Annotated in this window: 15 protein-coding genes; 11 read left to right on the forward strand and 4 right to left on the reverse strand. The window is 56.9% G+C overall.

Going from position 1 to position 17917, the window contains the following annotated elements:
* Positions 1-6 precede the first annotated feature (6 nt).
* Positions 7-858 carry an efflux RND transporter permease subunit gene (locus MYS68_RS38755; RefSeq protein WP_275984158.1) on the forward strand — a complete coding sequence of 284 codons (852 nt, stop codon included), beginning with the start codon at positions 7-9 and terminating at the stop codon, positions 856-858.
* 34 nt (positions 859-892) lie between these two features.
* A complete protein-coding gene (locus MYS68_RS36315) occupies positions 893-1285 on the forward strand; it encodes a hypothetical protein (protein ID WP_248930398.1) in 393 nt (130 codons plus the stop codon).
* A gap of 11 nt (positions 1286-1296) precedes the next feature.
* Here the strand turns inward: MYS68_RS36315 and MYS68_RS36320 are convergent, their stop codons facing one another.
* On the reverse strand, positions 1297-2049 hold the full coding sequence (locus tag MYS68_RS36320) for a 4'-phosphopantetheinyl transferase family protein (protein WP_248930399.1): 753 nt from the start codon (positions 2047-2049) through the stop codon (positions 1297-1299).
* Between the two features lie 346 nt (positions 2050-2395).
* Here MYS68_RS36320 and MYS68_RS36325 point away from each other — a divergent pair, with 346 nt between their 5' ends.
* The 5 genes from MYS68_RS36325 (at position 2396) to MYS68_RS36345 (ending at position 8341) form a co-directional block, all read left to right on the forward strand.
* Positions 2396-3370 (forward strand): ABC transporter permease, encoded by a 975-nt coding sequence (locus MYS68_RS36325; protein ID WP_248930400.1) that lies wholly within the window; start codon positions 2396-2398, stop codon positions 3368-3370.
* Between the two features lie 25 nt (positions 3371-3395).
* Positions 3396-4262, forward strand: a complete 867-nt coding sequence (locus MYS68_RS36330; protein WP_248930401.1) for a carbohydrate ABC transporter permease — start codon at positions 3396-3398, stop codon at positions 4260-4262.
* Between the two features lie 45 nt (positions 4263-4307).
* A complete protein-coding gene (locus tag MYS68_RS36335) occupies positions 4308-5858 on the forward strand; it encodes an extracellular solute-binding protein (protein WP_248930402.1) in 1551 nt (516 codons plus the stop codon).
* Between the two features lie 85 nt (positions 5859-5943).
* Positions 5944-6870 (forward strand): TauD/TfdA dioxygenase family protein, encoded by a 927-nt coding sequence (locus MYS68_RS36340; protein WP_248930403.1) that lies wholly within the window; start codon positions 5944-5946, stop codon positions 6868-6870.
* Positions 6871-6937: 67 nt separating this feature from the next.
* The gene (locus MYS68_RS36345) at positions 6938-8341 is read left to right on the forward strand and encodes a sulfatase (protein ID WP_248930404.1); all 1404 of its coding nucleotides are present in this window, start codon (positions 6938-6940) and stop codon (positions 8339-8341) included.
* Positions 8342-8483: 142 nt separating this feature from the next.
* Here MYS68_RS36345 and MYS68_RS36350 read toward each other — a convergent pair whose 3' ends face one another.
* On the reverse strand, positions 8484-8717 hold the full coding sequence (locus tag MYS68_RS36350) for a hypothetical protein (RefSeq protein ID WP_248930405.1): 234 nt from the start codon (positions 8715-8717) through the stop codon (positions 8484-8486).
* Positions 8718-9116: 399 nt separating this feature from the next.
* Here MYS68_RS36350 and MYS68_RS36355 point away from each other — a divergent pair, with 399 nt between their 5' ends.
* Entirely contained in the window at positions 9117-9902 is a 786-nt protein-coding gene (locus MYS68_RS36355; RefSeq protein WP_248930406.1) for an MBL fold metallo-hydrolase, read from the forward strand.
* A gap of 56 nt (positions 9903-9958) precedes the next feature.
* On the opposite strand, the gene MYS68_RS36360 is transcribed toward MYS68_RS36355, so the two are convergent.
* Positions 9959-10666, reverse strand: coding sequence for a hypothetical protein (locus tag MYS68_RS36360; RefSeq protein WP_248930407.1), 708 nt, complete (start codon positions 10664-10666; stop codon positions 9959-9961).
* 223 nt (positions 10667-10889) lie between these two features.
* On the opposite strand from MYS68_RS36360, the gene MYS68_RS36365 reads away from it, so the two are divergent.
* Complete coding sequence (locus MYS68_RS36365) at positions 10890-12026, forward strand: copper amine oxidase N-terminal domain-containing protein (protein ID WP_248930408.1); 1137 nt, start codon at positions 10890-10892, stop codon at positions 12024-12026.
* A 497-nt stretch (positions 12027-12523) separates the two neighbouring features.
* On the opposite strand, the gene glsA is transcribed toward MYS68_RS36365, so the two are convergent.
* A complete protein-coding gene (glsA, locus tag MYS68_RS36370) occupies positions 12524-13468 on the reverse strand; it encodes a glutaminase A (protein ID WP_248930409.1) in 945 nt (314 codons plus the stop codon).
* Positions 13469-13652: 184 nt separating this feature from the next.
* On the opposite strand from glsA, the gene MYS68_RS36375 reads away from it, so the two are divergent.
* Together MYS68_RS36375 and chrA are read left to right on the forward strand one after the other, a co-directional pair.
* On the forward strand, positions 13653-16181 hold the full coding sequence (locus MYS68_RS36375) for a dihydroorotate dehydrogenase (RefSeq protein ID WP_248930410.1): 2529 nt from the start codon (positions 13653-13655) through the stop codon (positions 16179-16181).
* Between the two features lie 450 nt (positions 16182-16631).
* Positions 16632-17813: a chromate efflux transporter gene (gene chrA / locus MYS68_RS36380; RefSeq protein WP_248931135.1), complete on the forward strand. Its 1182-nt coding sequence runs from the start codon at positions 16632-16634 to the stop codon at positions 17811-17813.
* Positions 17814-17917: the final 104 nt, after the last annotated feature.

Below are 17917 nucleotides of genomic sequence, written 5' to 3' on the forward strand. Positions count from 1 at the left end.
ATCGAGCTGAGCGAGAATGACAAAGATTCGGTGGACAAAATCGGGCGGCTTACCTTAAAGACCCCCGCCGGGGCGGAAATCGCGCTCCAGGACGTGGCGAAGGTACGGCTTATTGCCGCACCCGCATCACTCACGCGGGACATGCAGAAGATGACGGTGACCGTATCGGCGAATATCGACGCGAAGGATAAGGCCGGGATAATCGCCAAAATAACGAACGATTTAAACGCCGTCGAGCTTCCTTCCGGCGTCGTCCGCGAGGTGAAAGGGGTATCCGAGGACATCGAAGAGAGCTTCGTACAGCTGTTTCTCGCTATGGTCGCTTCGATCTTCATCGTCTATCTCATCATGGTCGTCTCGTTCGGGAACGCGAGCGCCCCGTTTTCGATTTTGTTCTCGCTTCCGCTCGCCCTGATCGGAGGTTTCTACGGCCTGCTGGTGGCCAAGGAAACGATCAACGTCACGTCGCTGATCGGTTTTCTGATGCTGATCGGCATCGTGGTGACAAACGCGATCGTGCTGATCGACCGCGTGCAGCAGCTTCGCGAGGAAGGCTGCGGCATCCGCGAGGCGCTGCTTGAAGCCGGTGCAACGCGGCTGAGGCCGATCATCATGACGGCGGGAGCGACGATGATCGCCCTTATGCCGCTTGCCCTCGGATTTTCCAAGGGCGCGATCATGTCCAAGGGCCTTGCCGTCGTCGTCATCGGCGGGCTTGCCAGCTCGACGCTGCTGACGCTGATCGTCGTGCCGGTCGTGTACGATTTGATTGAATCTTCGAAGCTGAGATTCAGCCGGTCGCTGCGCGGGCAGGAACAAGCGGCGATCCATGCGAAAGGGACCACCGTCGTATCGTAATCTGCGGTATGTAAAAAGAGAGGGAGTGTACGAGATGAGCGCCAAACTGTTAAAGCGAATTGCCGGTATCGTCCTGATCGTTATGAGTATCGCCCACGTCATATACGGAGAAGTCATGCACATCACCGCATTAAAATCGATGGCCGCCGACGATTTCCTGATCGGCTCCTATCGGGCCATGTCCTTGCAGGGCGGCCTGCTGCTCGCCGCGGTAGGGATCGTCGAGCTGCTGTCGGCCGAACGGGTCATTTCACTGCCCGGCTTCACCGCCTTTATCCCTCTGGGAATCGTGTCCATCAACCTGATTGCGTTCGCCGTCATCATCGCGGCAGGATACCGCCATCTGCTGCAATACTCCATCCCGCAGCTGCCCGTGTTTATCATCATTATCGGGATTCAGGCATGGAGTCTCAGGAAAGCCCGGTAACAAGCGGGGAATTACCCGGATGCCTGAAACAGGCGTTGAATCTCCGGGATATTCACTTTAAAGCCGGTTCTTTTCGGATGTGTGATCGAGATCATATACCGGCCGAGGACAAACGATAAGGTGCTGTATTGGGCAAAGTTGGTGTAGCTTGCGATCATGCAGTTCGGTTTGATCTCCACCTGGTTAATCTCATAGACGGAAAACGGAGTCATCAGTCCGGTCTTTAAAATCTTCGACAACGATTCCTTGGAGGTCCACAGCATGGTGAGCGCCGTTTCGTATTCGAAGGAGAGGCCATGCAATATGTTCTTCTCGAGCGGCGTAATCTGGGATTCGATGGCACCCGCATGGTTGCTGTCGATTTTCTCCAGGTCGATGCCCATCGGGTGGACCTCCGGAAACGCGATCGCTGCAGCCAAGTCGCCGCAGTGCGTGATCGTAACCTGAATCGGCTCGGCGGCCCGTTGGAGCATAACGACGGGCTGGTGAAAAACGCCCTGCTGAACCCAGATTTGCGTGGGCCGAAAGTGCTCCGCACCCGCATAGCCGGCGATCGCCCGCTTCGCGCAGTACCTTCCCAAAACAAAACTCCGTTTTCTATCGAATCGAAGCTTCCGGTAATAGGCAAGCTCCTGTTCATGCAGGATGCTTGCCGCTTCTGTTTCTTCATAAGGGCTTGTACGGCTGCATATACGGAGCGATGCCTTAAAGCGGCTGTTCGGCCTTACTAATGCAAGCTCCTCCGAATACGACAAGGTGTCCAAAAGTCCCCCTCCCCCCACGTCCGATTTTTTTAGCGGTATATAACTAATCGTTCCCTAATAATCCGGTTGCTGTCAATAGATGTAACGAATAATTATAATTAAATTATGATTGACAAATACGAACTATCGGTGCTAATATCCAAATATCAATAAAGCATAGTAATCACATAGGAATTTAAGAAATTTGCAATAGGCACGCGCACAAATAATGCTTCCAGTCGACTGGACCGCCAGAGACACAACATGCTTGTTCATGTTGTGTCTTTTTTGCTGCATGCAAACGGGCGGTGCGAGGTTGGAAGAACTGGCGTGACACGGGGCCGGCTTTAACGGGGAGGGGATTAAGGTGTCAACAGCGGAAAGCGAAATTCGGGCGCAAGCGGCCAAGCCGGTTCCTCGTCAATCATCCGGAAAACAATCCGCGTTTTGGCGGTACTTATGGTTTCATCGGCATTTATACCTGATGCTGGCGCCGGCGCTGCTGTTTTATTTGGTTTTTCATTACATCCCGATGTACGGCGCGGTCGTTGCGTTCAAGGATTTCAGCATCACGAAGGGGATCCTCGGCAGCGACTGGGCGGGGCTTAAACATTTCAACTATTTGTTCTCGCAGGACAAATTTTGGGAGGTGATCGGCAACACCGTGGTGATCAGTCTGTACCGGCTCGTCTTCGGCTTTCCGACGCCGCTTGTCGTCGCTTTGCTGCTGAATGAGGTGCGGGTAAAGCTGTTCAAGCGGACGGTGCAAACGGTCATCTACCTTCCGCATTTTATTTCCTGGGTTATTCTCGGCGGCTTGCTGATCAATTTGCTGTCCACAGATAACGGCGTAATCAACAATATGATCAAATCGTTCGGCGGTGCGCCGGTCGGTTTTATGAGTGACGAAGCTTACTTTCGCGGTACGCTTGTGGTCTCGATGATCTGGAAGGAGTTCGGCTGGAACACGATCATTTACATGGCGGCGCTGGCCGGGATCAATCCCCAGCTGTATGAAGCGGCGGTCATCGACGGAGCCGGCCGCTGGCAGCGGCTGCTGCACGTGACGCTTCCGCTCATTCGGAGCACGGTGGTGCTGCTGCTCATTTTGCGTCTCGGCGGCATTATGGAAGCCGGGTTCGAGCAAATCTTCGTGCTGTACCATCCCGGCGTTTACAGCGTTGCGGATATTATCGACACCTACGTATACCGCATCGGTTTGACCGAAGGGCGCTTCAGCATGGCGGCGGCGGTCGGCCTGTTCAAATCGCTGATCAATTTCGCGCTGCTCGTTCTGGCGAACAGGCTCGCGAGAATGATGGGGGAAAAAGGAGTTTATTAACCGAGTGGAGAGGAGGAGGGCGCTTATGCACCGTACGGGAACCGCCGGCAAGCTGTTCGACGCGTTTAATTTCGCGATATTGGCGCTGCTCGCTGTCATTACCTTGTATCCTTTTTGGGATACGCTGATCGTTTCCGTCATTCCGCTTGACGAATATTTAGGTGCGAGCATTCACCTGTTTCCGAAAAGCCTGACTTTCGGAGCGTATCGGTATTTGTTTTCGATGAAGGAGCTGTGGACTTCCTACGGGGTGACGATTTTCGTCACCGTCGCGGGAACGGCGCTCAGCATGCTGCTTACGGTGATGGCCGCTTATGCGTTATCCCAGAGGCAGCTTAAGGGAGGGCGCGTCATCATGTTCCTTCTCGTCTTTACGATGATGTTCAGCGGGGGCATCATCCCGACTTATCTGGTCGTCAAAAATCTGGGGTTGATGAATACGGTATGGGCGCTGATTATCCCGAGCGCGGTGAATACATACAACCTGATCGTGATGAGAAATTTCTTTTTTACGCTGCCGGAGGGGTTAATCGATGCGGCGCGGATCGACGGGTGTCACGACTGGGGCGTGCTGTTTAAAATCGTCGTTCCGCTGTCGATGCCGGCGATCTCGACGATCACGCTGTTTTACGCCGTTTCGCGGTGGAACGAGTTTTTTAACGCGATCTTTTTCATCAGCGATAAAAATTTATGGCCCCTGCAGCTGTTCCTGCGCAGCATGCTGTTCGAGAACGAATCGTCTTATTCCGGCGGCGGGGACAGCCTGTTTTTGCTCGGGCCGTCCATTAAAATGGCGACGGTCATGGCGGCGACGATTCCGGTTATGCTGGTGTATCCGTTTTTTCAAAAATATTTTGCCAGCGGCGTTATGATCGGTGGGGTCAAGGAATGAAACAAATCAACAATGATCATGGATTTTGACGGAGGAGACGGAGAGATGAACAGAGATCAACGTGTGATGAAAAAATGGGCGCTAGGAGCGGGTGCCGCCGCATTGCTGCTGCAGGCCGGATGCTCCGCGTCGGCAGGCTCCGGGGGCGGCACCCAGGCGGCAAGCTCGAACGAACCTTACGAGCTGACTTACCTGACCACGGGGGACCAGGGCGCGAAGCCGCTGCAGCCGAACGACCGGATTATCGCGGAAATCAACAAACGGCTGAATATCAAGCTGAATTTGAAAATCGTTCCCGAATTTTCCTACGACAAAATCAATGTGGCGATGGCCAGCGGCGATCTCCCGGATATTATTACGACGCAGTATCCTTCCGCTTCGATATCCCAGTGGGTCAAGGAGGGGCTGATCATCCCGCTGGACGATTATTTGAAAAACACGCCGACGCTCAAGGCCAAGCTGGAAAACGGCCTGCAGTGGACAGCCTTTGACGGCAAATATTACGGCTACCCGTTCATCAGCGGGGTCGACAAGTCGAACTACACGCTGCAGTTCAGGCAGGATTGGCTCGATAAGCTCGGGCTGCAGCCGCCGAAAACGCTGGATGAGCTGCACGCCGCGCTCAAGGCGGTCGTCGAGAAGGATCCCGACGGCAACGGCAAAGCCGATACCTACGGGTACATTACGAACAAGCCGATCGCCGGCGATCCGCTCACCGCTTTCGACTTTGTCTTTTATGCATACGGCATGCCTTACGGAGACTACGCCAAGGACGACAAGGGCAATGTGATTCCGCGGTTCGAGCATCCGGCGTTCAAGCAAGGGATCACCGAACTGCGCAAGTGGTATGACGAGAAGCTGATCGATCCGGAGTTTATCGTATATGACCGTCCGGCGAAGGAGCAGAAGTTTTTCCAAAGCAAGGCCGGGTTTATGGACGGACCGTTGTTCCGCCATGTGAGCCGCATCGAAGGCAGTCTCCAGCAGGTGATTCCGACGGGCAAGCTTGGCTATACGGCGCCGCCGGCCGGACCGGACGGGAAGCAAGGTATGGCGTTCAAATCGAAAAACGCCCTGTTTACTTCGATAACCAAAAAAGCGAAGCAGCCGGAAAAAGCGGCGCAGTTGATCGAGTTTTTGCTGTCCAAGGAAGGGCGCGAGCTGCTTCAGCTCGGCATCGAAGGCGTTCACTACACGAAGCAGGGCGACAAGATCACGTACAACGAGCCGGAGCGCGAGAAAGACGGATTTTCCCCTAACGGTTGGGCACATCCTCTCGCCTGGGGCAATGTGACGTGGCCGATCGACGAAAGCTATTTGCCGCAAACGGAGCCCCGCATCGATCGCGCTCTCGACTCGGTGAAGGTCGCCTCGAAGTACATCATGCCGAACCTGGTCAACAAGAAAACCGACGCGGAAATCGAATACGGCAAAGCGGTCAACGAAGTGTATAACCAATATTTCGTCAACCTGCTGAACGGCAAGCTCGACATCGACAAAGGCATCGCCGAGCTCGGTCAGAAATGGAGACAGGCCGGCGGCGATAAGATTTTGAAGGACGTAAGCGAAGAGTACCGGAAAAACGGCGGGAAGTAACAGGCTCCGCCGGTATCGCGATGATGAACACGGTTGTATCCGCTTAAAAGCATCATATATTAATTTTGTGAGAGGAGCATGTCAAATGTCTGAAATCGTTGCGAGTCACGATCGTCCGTTATCGGTGCCGGAGCGCGGGTTGAAGTCCGGGCCGAGGCACCTGAGCCGGCTGCCGGAAGGTGTGGAGGCGCAGCCGTACGAGCTGTTTACCGTGAAGCCGCTCGGCGTAACGATCGGCGCGGAAATCGAAGGCGTGGATTTGCGCCGGCCGGTAACGCCGGAGCTGCAGAAGGAGCTGAACCGTGCTTTGCTGGAATGGAAGGTGCTGTTTTTCCGCAACCAGCACATTACGAGCGAGCAGCAGCGGGCTTTCGCCAGACTGTGGGGGGAGCTGGAAACCCATCCGTTCTTGCCTCAAGGAGATTCGGACGAGGTTGTCCGCTTCGCCAAAAACGAGCAGTCCGTCGGCAGGGAAAACAGCTGGCACTCCGATGTGAGCTGGCGGCTTACTCCGGCGCTGGGCGCCGTTCTCCGGTTGATCGAGGTGCCGGAGGCCGGGGGAGATACGCTGTGGGCGGACATGGCGGCCGCTTACGATAACTTGCCCGACGATGTGAAGCAGCGCATCGACGGTCTGCACGCGGTGCACGATTTCACCCATGTGTTCGGAGTACGGCTGTCCCCGGAGGAGCTGCTTGCGAAGCAAGCCGAGTTTCCGGCCGCCATCCATCCGGTCGTGCGCAAGCACCCGGAAACGGGGCGCAAAACGCTGTACGTCAACCCGAATTTCACCGTGCGGATCGTCGGTCTGGAGCCTGACGAGAGCGAAAAGCTGCTGCAGTATTTGTTCCTGCAGGCGCAAGTACCCGAGTATCAGGTGCGCTTCCGGTGGGAAGCGAACTCCGTCGCCTTCTGGGATAACCGGGCGACACAGCATTATGCTTCGTCGGACTATTACCCGAGCCGCCGGATCGCAGAGCGTGTCGCGATCGTCGGGGATCGCCCTTTTTAAAACGATGACGTGCCCAAGAACCCGCTGATCGGCGGGTTTCCTTGCGCAATAAGGAGGATGGCTGCCGATGACGGGAAAAACGGAACGCAGACCGAATATTATTTTCATATTGATCGATGATATGGGCTGGAAAGACCTCGGGTGCTACGGCAGCTCCTTTTACGAGACGCCCCACCTCGACCGCCTGGCGGCCGAAGGAATGCGGTTCACGGAAGCGTACGCCGCCTGCCCGGTATGTTCGCCGACAAGGGCCAGCATCATGACCGGGAAATATCCCGCCACGCTCGGAGTGACCAACTGGATTGGCGGTCATACGAAAGGGCGGCTTATCGACGCTCCTTATATCGATCATTTGCCCTCCGGGGAGAAAACGATTGCGGCAGCGCTGAAGGAAGCCGGGTACCGGACGTGGCATGTCGGCAAATGGCATTTGGGGGGCCGCGCCTATTATCCGGACAAACACGGCTTCGACGTGAATATAGGAGGCTGCGATTGGGGGATGCCGAAGTTCGGCTACTTCAGCCCGTACGGCATCGAAACGCTCGCGGAAGGGCCGGAAGGGGAGTATTTGACCGACCGGCTCACCGATGAGGCGATCCGGTTGATCCGGCAAAACGACGGAACGCCGTTTTTTCTGAACCTGTGGCATTATGCGGTTCACATCCCGATTGAGGTTGACGCGGAACTGACCGAACGTTTTGCTGCCAAAGCCCGCGAGCTCGGACTCGATCGTGAGACGGCGGTTGTTCCGGGGGAGCCGTTTCCGTGCGAGCATAAGAAGGATCTCCGCGTGCAGAGGCGCATCATCCAATCGGATCCCGCCTATGCGGCGATGATTTACAATCTCGATCAAAATATCGGGAGGTTGCTCGAGGCGCTGGAGGAAACCGGCGCGCTGGACGATACGGTGATCCTGTTTACTTCGGATAACGGAGGTTTATCGACGGCGGAAGGGTCGCCGACGAGCAATTTGCCGCTGAACGAAGGGAAAGGCTGGATGTATGAAGGCGGCGTCAGGGAGCCGCTCATCGTGCGTTGGCCCGGCGTTGTAGCGCCTGGCACCGTTTGTGAGGCGCCGGTGACAAGCCCGGATTTTTATCCGACGCTGCTGGATATCGCCGGACTGCCGCATGAACCGCAGCAGCATGCGGACGGCTGCAGCCTTATTTCGCTGCTGAAGGGGGAAGGTGCTCCGGAGCGTGACGCTATTTACTGGCATTACCCTCACTACGGCAATCAAGGCGGGACGCCCGGATCTTCCGTTCGCGCGGGAGATTACAAGCTGATCGAATTTTTCGAGGACGGGCGGCTGGAGCTGTACGATTTGAAAAACGACATTTCCGAGGAGCATAATTTGGCGGCCCGTTTTCCCGAGCTGGCGGAGCGGCTTCGCGCGAAGCTGGCTGCATGGCGGAAAAGCGTGGAGGCGAAAATTCCGCCGGTTAATCCGGATTTCGTTCCTTGGCGTTGAGGAATTTCTCCGCGGACGGTTATTTTTATCTATTTTTCCGCATATTCATGAAAACAAAGCAATGGCAATAATCCGCTATGCGGAATATAATAGTGGAGAACCCCCCGATTTGTCGCAACCAAATCGGGGGACGAAACAGGTGTTACTGGGTAGGGGCCCGGTCAGCCTTTTTCGGCGAATCCACTTTCTTGCGGGAAGTGGATTTTTTGTTTCGGCGTTTTTTCGGTTGTCTGGATTTGCGCCATTGCTTCCATCGCATTCCTAAGTCCCAAGCCGCTGCCACCGTACGGATCGCCAGGTGAACGGCGTTGATTGCGGCGCTATGCTCGGAAAGCCAATGAATGAGTACGTTCAACCAAAACCGCAAACCATCCATATGTTTTCACCCCCTTTCGATGCATCTGCATGGAAACCTTCTTGCCGGATCCGGGATAAGAAATATTCGGCCAGTCCGGCATGGGGGTTACATAGAACAGCACTAACAACGTCTGCTTATCACATCTTCTTTAAGCTTGACCACCGCCTTTTTTCATAACGTTTCCCCGATACGATAGCTCCCCGCGCTCCCAGGATCAATTACAGGACCATTCGAGGGCAGACCTCCGGCGATACGTATCGGATATTAAATAATACTGCACGGAACATGAAAATAGAACTTTTTTGAAAAAATTTTCTCCCCTATTCATATTTTTTTCACAGCCGGTTGACATGAATTTAATCGAATCCGTGTATGATCGACAGGAACCGATTACATTCGAAAACGGCGGTGAACTGCTTGCTTCATACGAATCCGGAAACAACCATCACTTTTTTGGGAACCTCGACAGCTCTTCCCGACCTTGGAAGCGATACGGCCAGTTTTGTAATTAACCGCAAATATTTGGTGGACACCGGCTGGTCCGCAGTTTCCAATCTCCGAAACGTCGGGGTGGACCCGACCGAGATCGAATATGTTTTCTTTACCCACATGCACCATGACCATTATTTGTCTTTGCCTTCGCTTATTTTTTACTTTTTAATGAAGAGAAAAAACTTAGAGGACTTGAAAATGATCGGCCCCGTTCAGGATTTGGAGCGGGTCGTGACCTTGTCCATGAAGCTGCTGCAGGTCGACCGTTTTTACAGCGGTAAAGGCGCTCCGACATTGATCCCTCTCCATCCGGGAGACTTTTTCGAGGATGCCGCTTTTACGCTGCACACCTGCGAAACGGTTCATCCTGTGCAAGGTTTATGCTACCGCTTCGTGGACAAGCGGACGGGGAAGGTTGTTTCTTTCACCGGGGATACCGCGTACCATCCTCCGATCGCCGACCATGTAAGAGGAAGCTCGCTGCTCATCACGGAAGCATCGCTCGGACCGGTTTCGGCCGATCCGCAGCATAATCCGGCCTTGCATTCGGGAGCTATCGATGCGGCCCGCATCGCGGAAGCCGCCCAAGTGGAAAAGCTTCTTCTGGTCCATGGGCCTCTCGGCAAGGCGGATGCATGCGTGGAAGCGGCAAGTCAGGTGTTTTCCAAAACGGTGGCATGGCCCAAGGACGGAGAAACGGTTACCGTCTGACGGATCGGACGAAGTTCGCCGGAGGCAGCAGGCTGCCGGCCGGGTAAGGCTGCAGCCTAGCAAACCCCTAAAATCCACCCTTCGTACCGCGAGGCGAGCCTCTTCTCCTCTTCGGTCAGGGTGTCGGCCATAAAATACCTGTCCAGTGTGCCGTTGCGGTCCCGTTCCTGCAGCCATGCGGCAATAACAAAGGCATCTTGAGCATCCCGAGGCCATTCGTGGGGAAAACGAGGGTCAAAAAGCTTATATCTTTGGTAAAGAAGCGCCGGGTACACTTCGGCCAGCACGCTTTTCTCCAGGGGAGGGTTCCAGCCGTCGAAAGGCCAAACATGGAGCGTCTCCCGGAAAGAAGCCCGCAGCTCGTAAATCCACGGCAGCCCGGCATGAGTGGAATAAGAGACGGCTCCCGTCATCTGTTCGAAGTTCCAAGCGCTTTTCGCCGAAGAGGTGAAGGTTTCGGTTTTACGCAGCTCGTGCGAATTCGGATAATCCGCTAATTTTTCCCGGCATACTCTCACCGGTTCTGCTTTTGTATTCCACAACGCTTGAAAATGGTTAAGAAACTCATCCCAATCCCGCAGGTCATGCTGTATAAAATAGGATTGGGGAAACGACAGACAATGGTCGATCCCGATCGCTATTCTCCGATTCTGTTCCGCAAGCAGATTTCCCAGATACTCATAAACCTCTCTGCGGGACCAGCTGTACGTTTTCGTATGACCGCCGGCGGGAGAAATCCTCCGAATGTGTCCCGACGTATCCATGCTCACCACCTGAATCCCCGATGTGCGCTGATCCGGTCCTCCTCTCCCTGAATAATCGATACCTATATAGCAATCAAAAGGCATATCGTTCTCCTTTCCAAATTAAATAAATGAACAAAATATCCAATATTGTAACATATCATACAGTTTTACACTTTCTTTTATGATACGATTAGTATCGGTTTGCAAAAACGGATCCAATATGGAAGGGGATTTTCACCAAATGAAAAAAAGCTTGAAGAAAAAAGCGCTTAGCGCCATGGCCGGTCTGCTGCTTTGGGGAGCGTTGGCAGGACAGGCCGCGTTTGCCGAGACCGGGAAAGTGAATGTTTACTACAACGGGGAGCTGCTGCAGTTCGGCGAGGCGCAGCCTGTAATTAAAGACGGAAACACGCTGGTTCCGTTCCGCAAGCTGTTCGAAACGCTCGGATTTACGGTCAAGTGGGAAGACAAGGGGGATATCCGCAAGGCGATCGGAACGAAGGACGGGCTGGACATCGAGCTGGTCATCGACGGCGGGGCGGCCAAAGTGAACGGCAAAGAGGTTAAGCTTGAGGTGCCGGCGCAAATCATCGACGGAAACACCATGGTTCCGCTGCGGTTCGTGTCGGAGAACAGCGGCAACGAAGTGGCCTTTTCGAACGAAGGCGGAGAAGCCGTCATTCAAATAGGCAAAGGTCAAAGCAAAGATCAAAACAAAAACCAAAACGCAGGAGAAGCGGCCTGCAAAAATCCCGCCGCATCGGGCGACAAGGCCGTTTTCCTTGCCATGATCAATGCCTATAATAAGGCGAAAAGCTACTCGTACGAAGGGACTATGAAAATGAGCGGCAGCGGCACCGACATGTCGATGACCATAAGCGGCGATGTCAATCTGCACCCGGAATACGCGCAGCATATCAAATCGTCCACCAAGATGGGCGAGTTCGCGACCGACCAGGAAAGCATTATCCTCAAAGACAAGATGTACATGAAAAGCTCCATGACCGGGGGATGGCAGGCCGTTCCGGCGGGCGAAGGATTCGGCGACGCTTCGGACGAGATGTCCAAATATTTCTCGTGCGCGGCAATCGATGCGATCAAGGATATCAAGGTAAAATCCGGCGGAAGCGACGTTGTCGTCGACGTCATTTACGATGTGCAAAAATGGGATGCACTGTCCGAAGCGGAAGCCGGGGATGCCAAAACGACAGCCTTCGAGCAGCATTACGTACTCGATGCCGGAACCAGCCTGCCGAAGTCGGCCGCCTTTACGTTGGAGACGAAGGACGAGAACGGCACGCTGAAAATGGAAGCCGAATATACGTACAAATTCAGCAACGATCCGAAAAAAATTGAGCCGCCCGCAGGCGTGAAATAAATAACGCAAACTTCCGGACGGCCGCGTACGCAAATATTGCGGTCTGCAGACCGCTAAAGACACGACATGTTTTTTATGTTGTGTCTTTTTTTTCGTGACAGAAAGTTTAGGATCATTAACGCGCTAAAGCGCGCAATCTGTTCATAAACTGTAACGGTTGTGATAGAGCTTATTCGGCCGAAAATGCTCATTTTCAAATTGTAACGGTTGCCATTGAGCTTATATGTAGGAGTAGCCGATAAGAGATCAGCATATTGCCCAAATAACCTCAACCAGACCCGTTAAAATTTTAAAATCCGCAAATTCCTTGCAATAACCTCCGTGGCGACCGTTACAATTTTATCGCATCCAGCTCTAATACGATGTTCAGAAAGACCTGACAGATGGTCCGGCAGATGTCTGTAAAGATTGCCTCGAGGTTTCTGCTGCCGCCCCATTGAGTCCGGAAGGAACAGCGCTGCCGAAATCGTTAAAGTGCAAACAAGAACTTTCTTTACTTAAAACTGGCTCCAGTCAAACGCGGCCGACAGCGTTTCCAGCAGCTTCATCCCGGCGACGCTGTTGCCTTTGCGGTTCAGCGCCGGGCCGACGATGCCGACGCCGCAGCGGCCGGGCACGAGCGCCAAGATGCCGCCGGACACGCCGCTTTTGGCGGGGACGCCGACGCGGATGGCGAACTCGCCCGATTCGTTGTACATGCCGCACGTGACCATGAACGTTTTGGCGATCTGCACGTACCGCCGCGGTATGAGCTCGCGCCCCGTCTCCGGGTCCTTGCCCCCCAGCGAGAGCACCAGGGCCATGCGGGCCAGGCTCCGGCAGTTCACCTCCACCGCACAGTGGCGGAAATACACCTCCAGCACTTTTTCCACATCGTCGTTTTCTTCCAATACCTTGTTATCCTTCAAAAAATATGCGAGCGACCGGTTCCGGTGCGCGGTCGCGGTTTCCGAGCGGAACACCGCTTCGTTCACGGCAAGCGTGTCGTCGCCCGCCAGCTCGCGGAAAAAGGCGAGGATGCGGTCCGTCTTTTCCGCGGGAGTCGCTCCGCGAATGAGCGAGCTGACTACAATCGCCCCGGCGTTGATCAGCGGATTAAACGGAATGCCCGGCTCCACGAGCTCGAGCTTCAGCATCGAGTTGAAATTGTCCCCTGTTGGCTCCATTCCGACCTTGGAAAATACGGCGGACTCACCCCGGTCCATCAGCGCCAGAAGCAGCGTAAACACCTTGGAAATGCTCTGCAGCGTAAACGACAGCGTGTCATCGCCGGCGGTGAGCTGACGGCCGTCACGGCCCGCAATGCAAATACCCAGCGCGTCCTGCGGCGCCCTTGCCAGCTCGGGGATATAGGAAGCAACCTTCCCCGCGGAAGCGATTTTGCGGCTTTCTTCCAGCCAGAAAGGAAGTTTTTCCGTTAACATCGGCCAATCTTGTTCCATTATTGATAATCCTCCTCGTCCGTGCCATTTAACCGGTTACGGGTAGCTTGCACCGACGTCGCAGCCGTTATTCCAGCTTGTTCCATCTCGGAGTCGGTTCCGGTTAAAGCTGTTCTCTTCTCTGATTCGATTGTACAATATAAATTAACGAAATGCTCATTTAACGAAAGGGCGGGGTGGAGCCATGCCGGATTGGTCTTATCAAACGTTGTTCAAACCGGCCCTGTTCCGGCTGCCTGCGGAGACGGCCCGCGATGTGACGCTGGGGGCGATGGGTGCGCTCAGCAAGCTTCCGGGCGGCAGCCTGGTCATCCGCACGCTTGGCCATATGGAATCGCACCCGATCCTGCATACGCAGATGTGCGGGATTCCGGTAAAATATCCGGTCGGCCTCGGCGGATCATTGGATGTGCATGGCACCGCCCATGACGCACTGGCGCAATTCGGCTTCGGATATATCGAGATCGGTCCGGTCACCGTGCGCCCGGTCAACACCGGAGCGGCTGTCCGGAGGGATGCGGGGCGGGAAACGATCCTTTATCCGAGCGCCTGGGCGAACGACGGGCTGGAAGCGTGGATCGGCAGGCTGGAGCGCAGGAGGAAACATAAGCTGCCGTACATGGCCCGGATCAGGCCGATGCCGGACTGCGGCGCGGCGGATGCGCCGGAGGAGCTGCGGCTGCTGGCGTCCCGTCTTTCGCCTTATGCCGCGGCATTTTTTGTCGACGTGCTTGACGCGTACGAGGAGGACGAGGCGCTGGAGCTGCTCGACCGGCTGTCCGGTACGCTGCCGGTGGCGGCCGGACATAAGCCGCTGCTGCTTTATGTTCCGTTGGGTATTTCGCGCCCGCTGCTTGAAAAAGCGCTCGATATGCTGGAGCGCAGCCGCGGCGTCTGGAAGGGAGCCGTCATTGGCGATGCGCAGAAGATCGGCGGCGGAGCTGAAGCGGCGGCCGGGATGGCCGGATTAGCCGGCGGCGGGGCGCAGGGGCCCGCGACGGCAAGCCGCAGTCAGGCCGTAGGCGAGACGGCCGCCTGTACCGCCGGCGCAGCCGGAGGGGCGGTTGGAGCCATGATGGGCAGCGGCCGCGCTTCCGGCGGGCCGGCCGGCCGGTACAATGCGGGCCAAACCGCGGCCGTTACGGTGGGAGCCTGCGCCGCAGGTGAAGCCGTCGCCGTCGGAGCCGGCGGTTTGGCAGCCGGCCTGGAGCTGACGCGTTTCATCCGCGGGCGCTGGCGGAGTCGGACTGACAGGGCCGCCGATGCCGGCGGACGGTCGGGGCACTGGGGTGCGGCGTCGGGCGGCGGCACCGGGTGCGGGCACGGGGATGCGGCGGTGGGCGGCGATGCCGGGTACGGGCACGGGTATGCGTCGACGGTCGGCGAAGCCGGGTACGGGCACGGGGGTGCGTCGAAGGTCGGCGATGCCGGGCACGGACGCGAGGATTCGGCGGCTAAGTCCGGTAGTTTCGGATCCCGACGGGAGCGTGAGGCGCCCAGACTCTATGCGAATTCCGGGTACGAGCCGGGGGATGCTGCGGCCATGTCCGGCGGCGATCGCGGGAAGGTGCCTAAAGCTGCGGCGGCGGAGGGCCGAAACAGCTCCGAGCCGGCGCCGGTCATTATCATGTCGGCAGGCATCCATGAGCCGCAGCATGCGCTGGATGCGCTGGACGCCGGCGCGGATTACGTGCAGCTGCACAGCGGGCTTGTGTATGCGGGGCCGGGGCTGCCCAAACGGATCAACGAAGCGGTCGTATACCGCAAAGTTCGGGGTACGGCAGCGCCGGAGCAGCCTTTTTGGCGAAATTGGGGATGGATGTGCCTGCTAGGCCTCGGTATGATCATCGGCGGCGCGCTTGCGTGGCTCATCGCGGCGACGGTTGTGGTGCTGCCTTACGACGTGTCTTTTCTCGGCATGACCTCGCAGCTGCTGTCCCGGGCAAATGCCAGAATACTTCCGTTTATGTCGCACGACCGGATTACGCTGGCGGGGACGATGATTTCGATCGGGGTCATCTATTTTATGCTGGCGCGGTACGGGCTGCGTTATGGGCTGCATTGGTGCAAAACCGCGCTGATGACGTCGTGTGCCGTCGGGTTCAGCAGCTTTTTTCTATACCTCGGCTACGGGTATTTCGATCCGCTGCATGCCCTGGTTGCGGCGATTTTGCTGCCGATGTTCATCCTTTCGATGCGGGGCCATACCGACGAACCGTCGAGACGTCCGCCAAACGTCCATAATGACCGCGACTGGCGGCTCGCACAATGGGGGCAGCTCATGATGGTCGTCGTCGGCTTCGGACTTGCGCTCGGCGGAGCCGTTATTTCCTTTATCGGGATTACGGATGTTTTTGTGCCGACCGATCTTGCTTTTTTGTGCGCAACTCCCGAGATGCTGAAAGAGCTGAACGAGCGGATCATCCCGCTGATCGCCCACGATCGCGCCGGATTCGGCGGCGCGCTGTTCTCCGATGCGATTGCGATTTCAGCGGCGGCGCTGTGGGGCGTCCAGAAAGGGGAGCGCTGGCTGTGGTGGATGTTTCTGCTCGGCGGACTTCCCGGATTTTTCGCGGGTTTCAGCGTTCACGCCATTATCGGCTATACCGACTTTATCCACCTGCTCCCGGCTTATTTTGCTTTTGCCGTCTATGTGCTCGGACTTGTTTTGCTTTATCCGTATATGGTTCGCGGGAAGCGGGCGGCCGCTTAAAGATGTGGGACGAAAAAAAACCGTACGGGCTTGATGTAAGCCTTTACGGTTTTTTTGGCGCGGATAAAGAGTGTTTGGCCGTTTGTGGGGGTTGACGAAGCCGTGCCGAGCGCCGAACAGGTTGAGCACGCGCTTGATCCAACGCGTTCATTTCGGCCGGCCCGTCCAGCGTCTGCAGAGCCTTCCGTCGGTTCGCTTGGAGCGGGGGCATATTGTCGATCCGGGCTTGGGCGATTACAATGGAGTAGGATTGAATGCTGATTTTACCGTTAGCTCAGCAAATTTTGGAAAACTATGCCATTTAACCGTCAAATAACTGCCGATTTCATCACCAACTATTTCCGTCAAAGAAAGGTGATTTCTGTCATGGTCGATTTGGGGCAAGGCTCGGTTGCGGCAAACGAGGGGGAAGATTCCGGCAGGACGCACGGAAACGGAGCGGACGGCCGGATGCGTGAAAATGTGCGGAGCAAAGGATCGTGGTTCGAGATATTGCTTGTCTCCACGAAGCTCGGAATAACCTCGTTCGGCGGGCCGGTCGCGCATTTGGGTTATTTTCGCGAGGAGTATGTCGTGAGGCGAAAATGGCTCGGCGAACAGGCCTACGCCGATTTGGTCGCGTTGTGCCAATTTTTACCCGGACCGGCTAGCAGCCAGGTCGGCATCGGCATCGGGCTCATGCGCGGCGGCTGGCTCGGTGCGGTGGCCGCCTGGCTCGGCTTCACGCTGCCGTCGGTGCTGCTGCTCGTGCTGTTCGCCTTCGCGCTGCAGGCCTACCCGGCCGAAGGCACCGGCTGGCTGCACGGCCTGAAGCTGGCGGCCGTGGCCATCGTCGCGCAGGCGGTCTGGGGCATGGGCAAAAGCCTCGCCCCGGACCGCCCGCGTGCGCTGATCGCCGTTGTCACGGCGATCGTGACGCTGCTCGCACCTTACGCGTACGCGCAGGTGCTGCTGATCGCCGCAGCGGGCGCGCTCGGCTTCGCGCTGCTCAAGGTCCGGGCCCCGGAGGCGGCAGAGCCGCTCCGGGTCACAGTCAGCCGCCGCGCCGGCGCAGCCGCTTTGGCGCTGTTTGCGGCGCTGCTTGCGGTGCTGCCGCTCGCGCGCGCCGGTTCGAACAGCGAGCTGCTCGCGCTGTTCGACAGCTTTTACCGCGCCGGCGCCCTCGTCTTCGGCGGCGGCCACGTCGTCCTCCCGCTGCTGGAGCGGGAGGTCGTTCCGGCGGGCTGGGCGACGCCCGCGCAGTTTGTGGCCGGGTACGCCGCGGCGCAAGCCGTACCCGGGCCGCTGTTCACGTTCGCCGCGTACCTCGGCGTCGTGGCGAGAGGCGTGCCGGGCGCGGTTGCAGCGACGCTCGGCATCTTTTTGCCCGCGTTCCTGCTCGTCGTCGGCGCGCTGCCGTTCTGGAACGCGCTGCGTTCGAAGCCCGGCATGCGCTCCGCGCTTGCCGGCATCAATGCGGCGGTCGTCGGCATCCTGCTCGCCGCGCTGTACAACCCCGTCTGGACGAGCGCGGTTCACGCTCCGTCCGACGTGGCTCTCGCCCTGGCGGCCTTCGGCGCGCTTGTCTACGGCAAGCTGCCGCCGTGGGCGGTCGTCGGACTCGCCGCCCTCGCCGGCATGGCGCTCGGCTGACTGTGCATAGCGGTCCGCCGGCTGCCAAGTAAAACTGGCTGTCAGCTCGGTTGTCCGAGACTTATGTCCACCGACCATGCACCGTCACCACTATGTAAAACCAG

The sequence above is a fragment of the Paenibacillus hamazuiensis genome (genome assembly GCF_023276405.1).
Lineage (GTDB): Bacteria > Bacillota > Bacilli > Paenibacillales > NBRC-103111 > Paenibacillus_AF > Paenibacillus_AF hamazuiensis.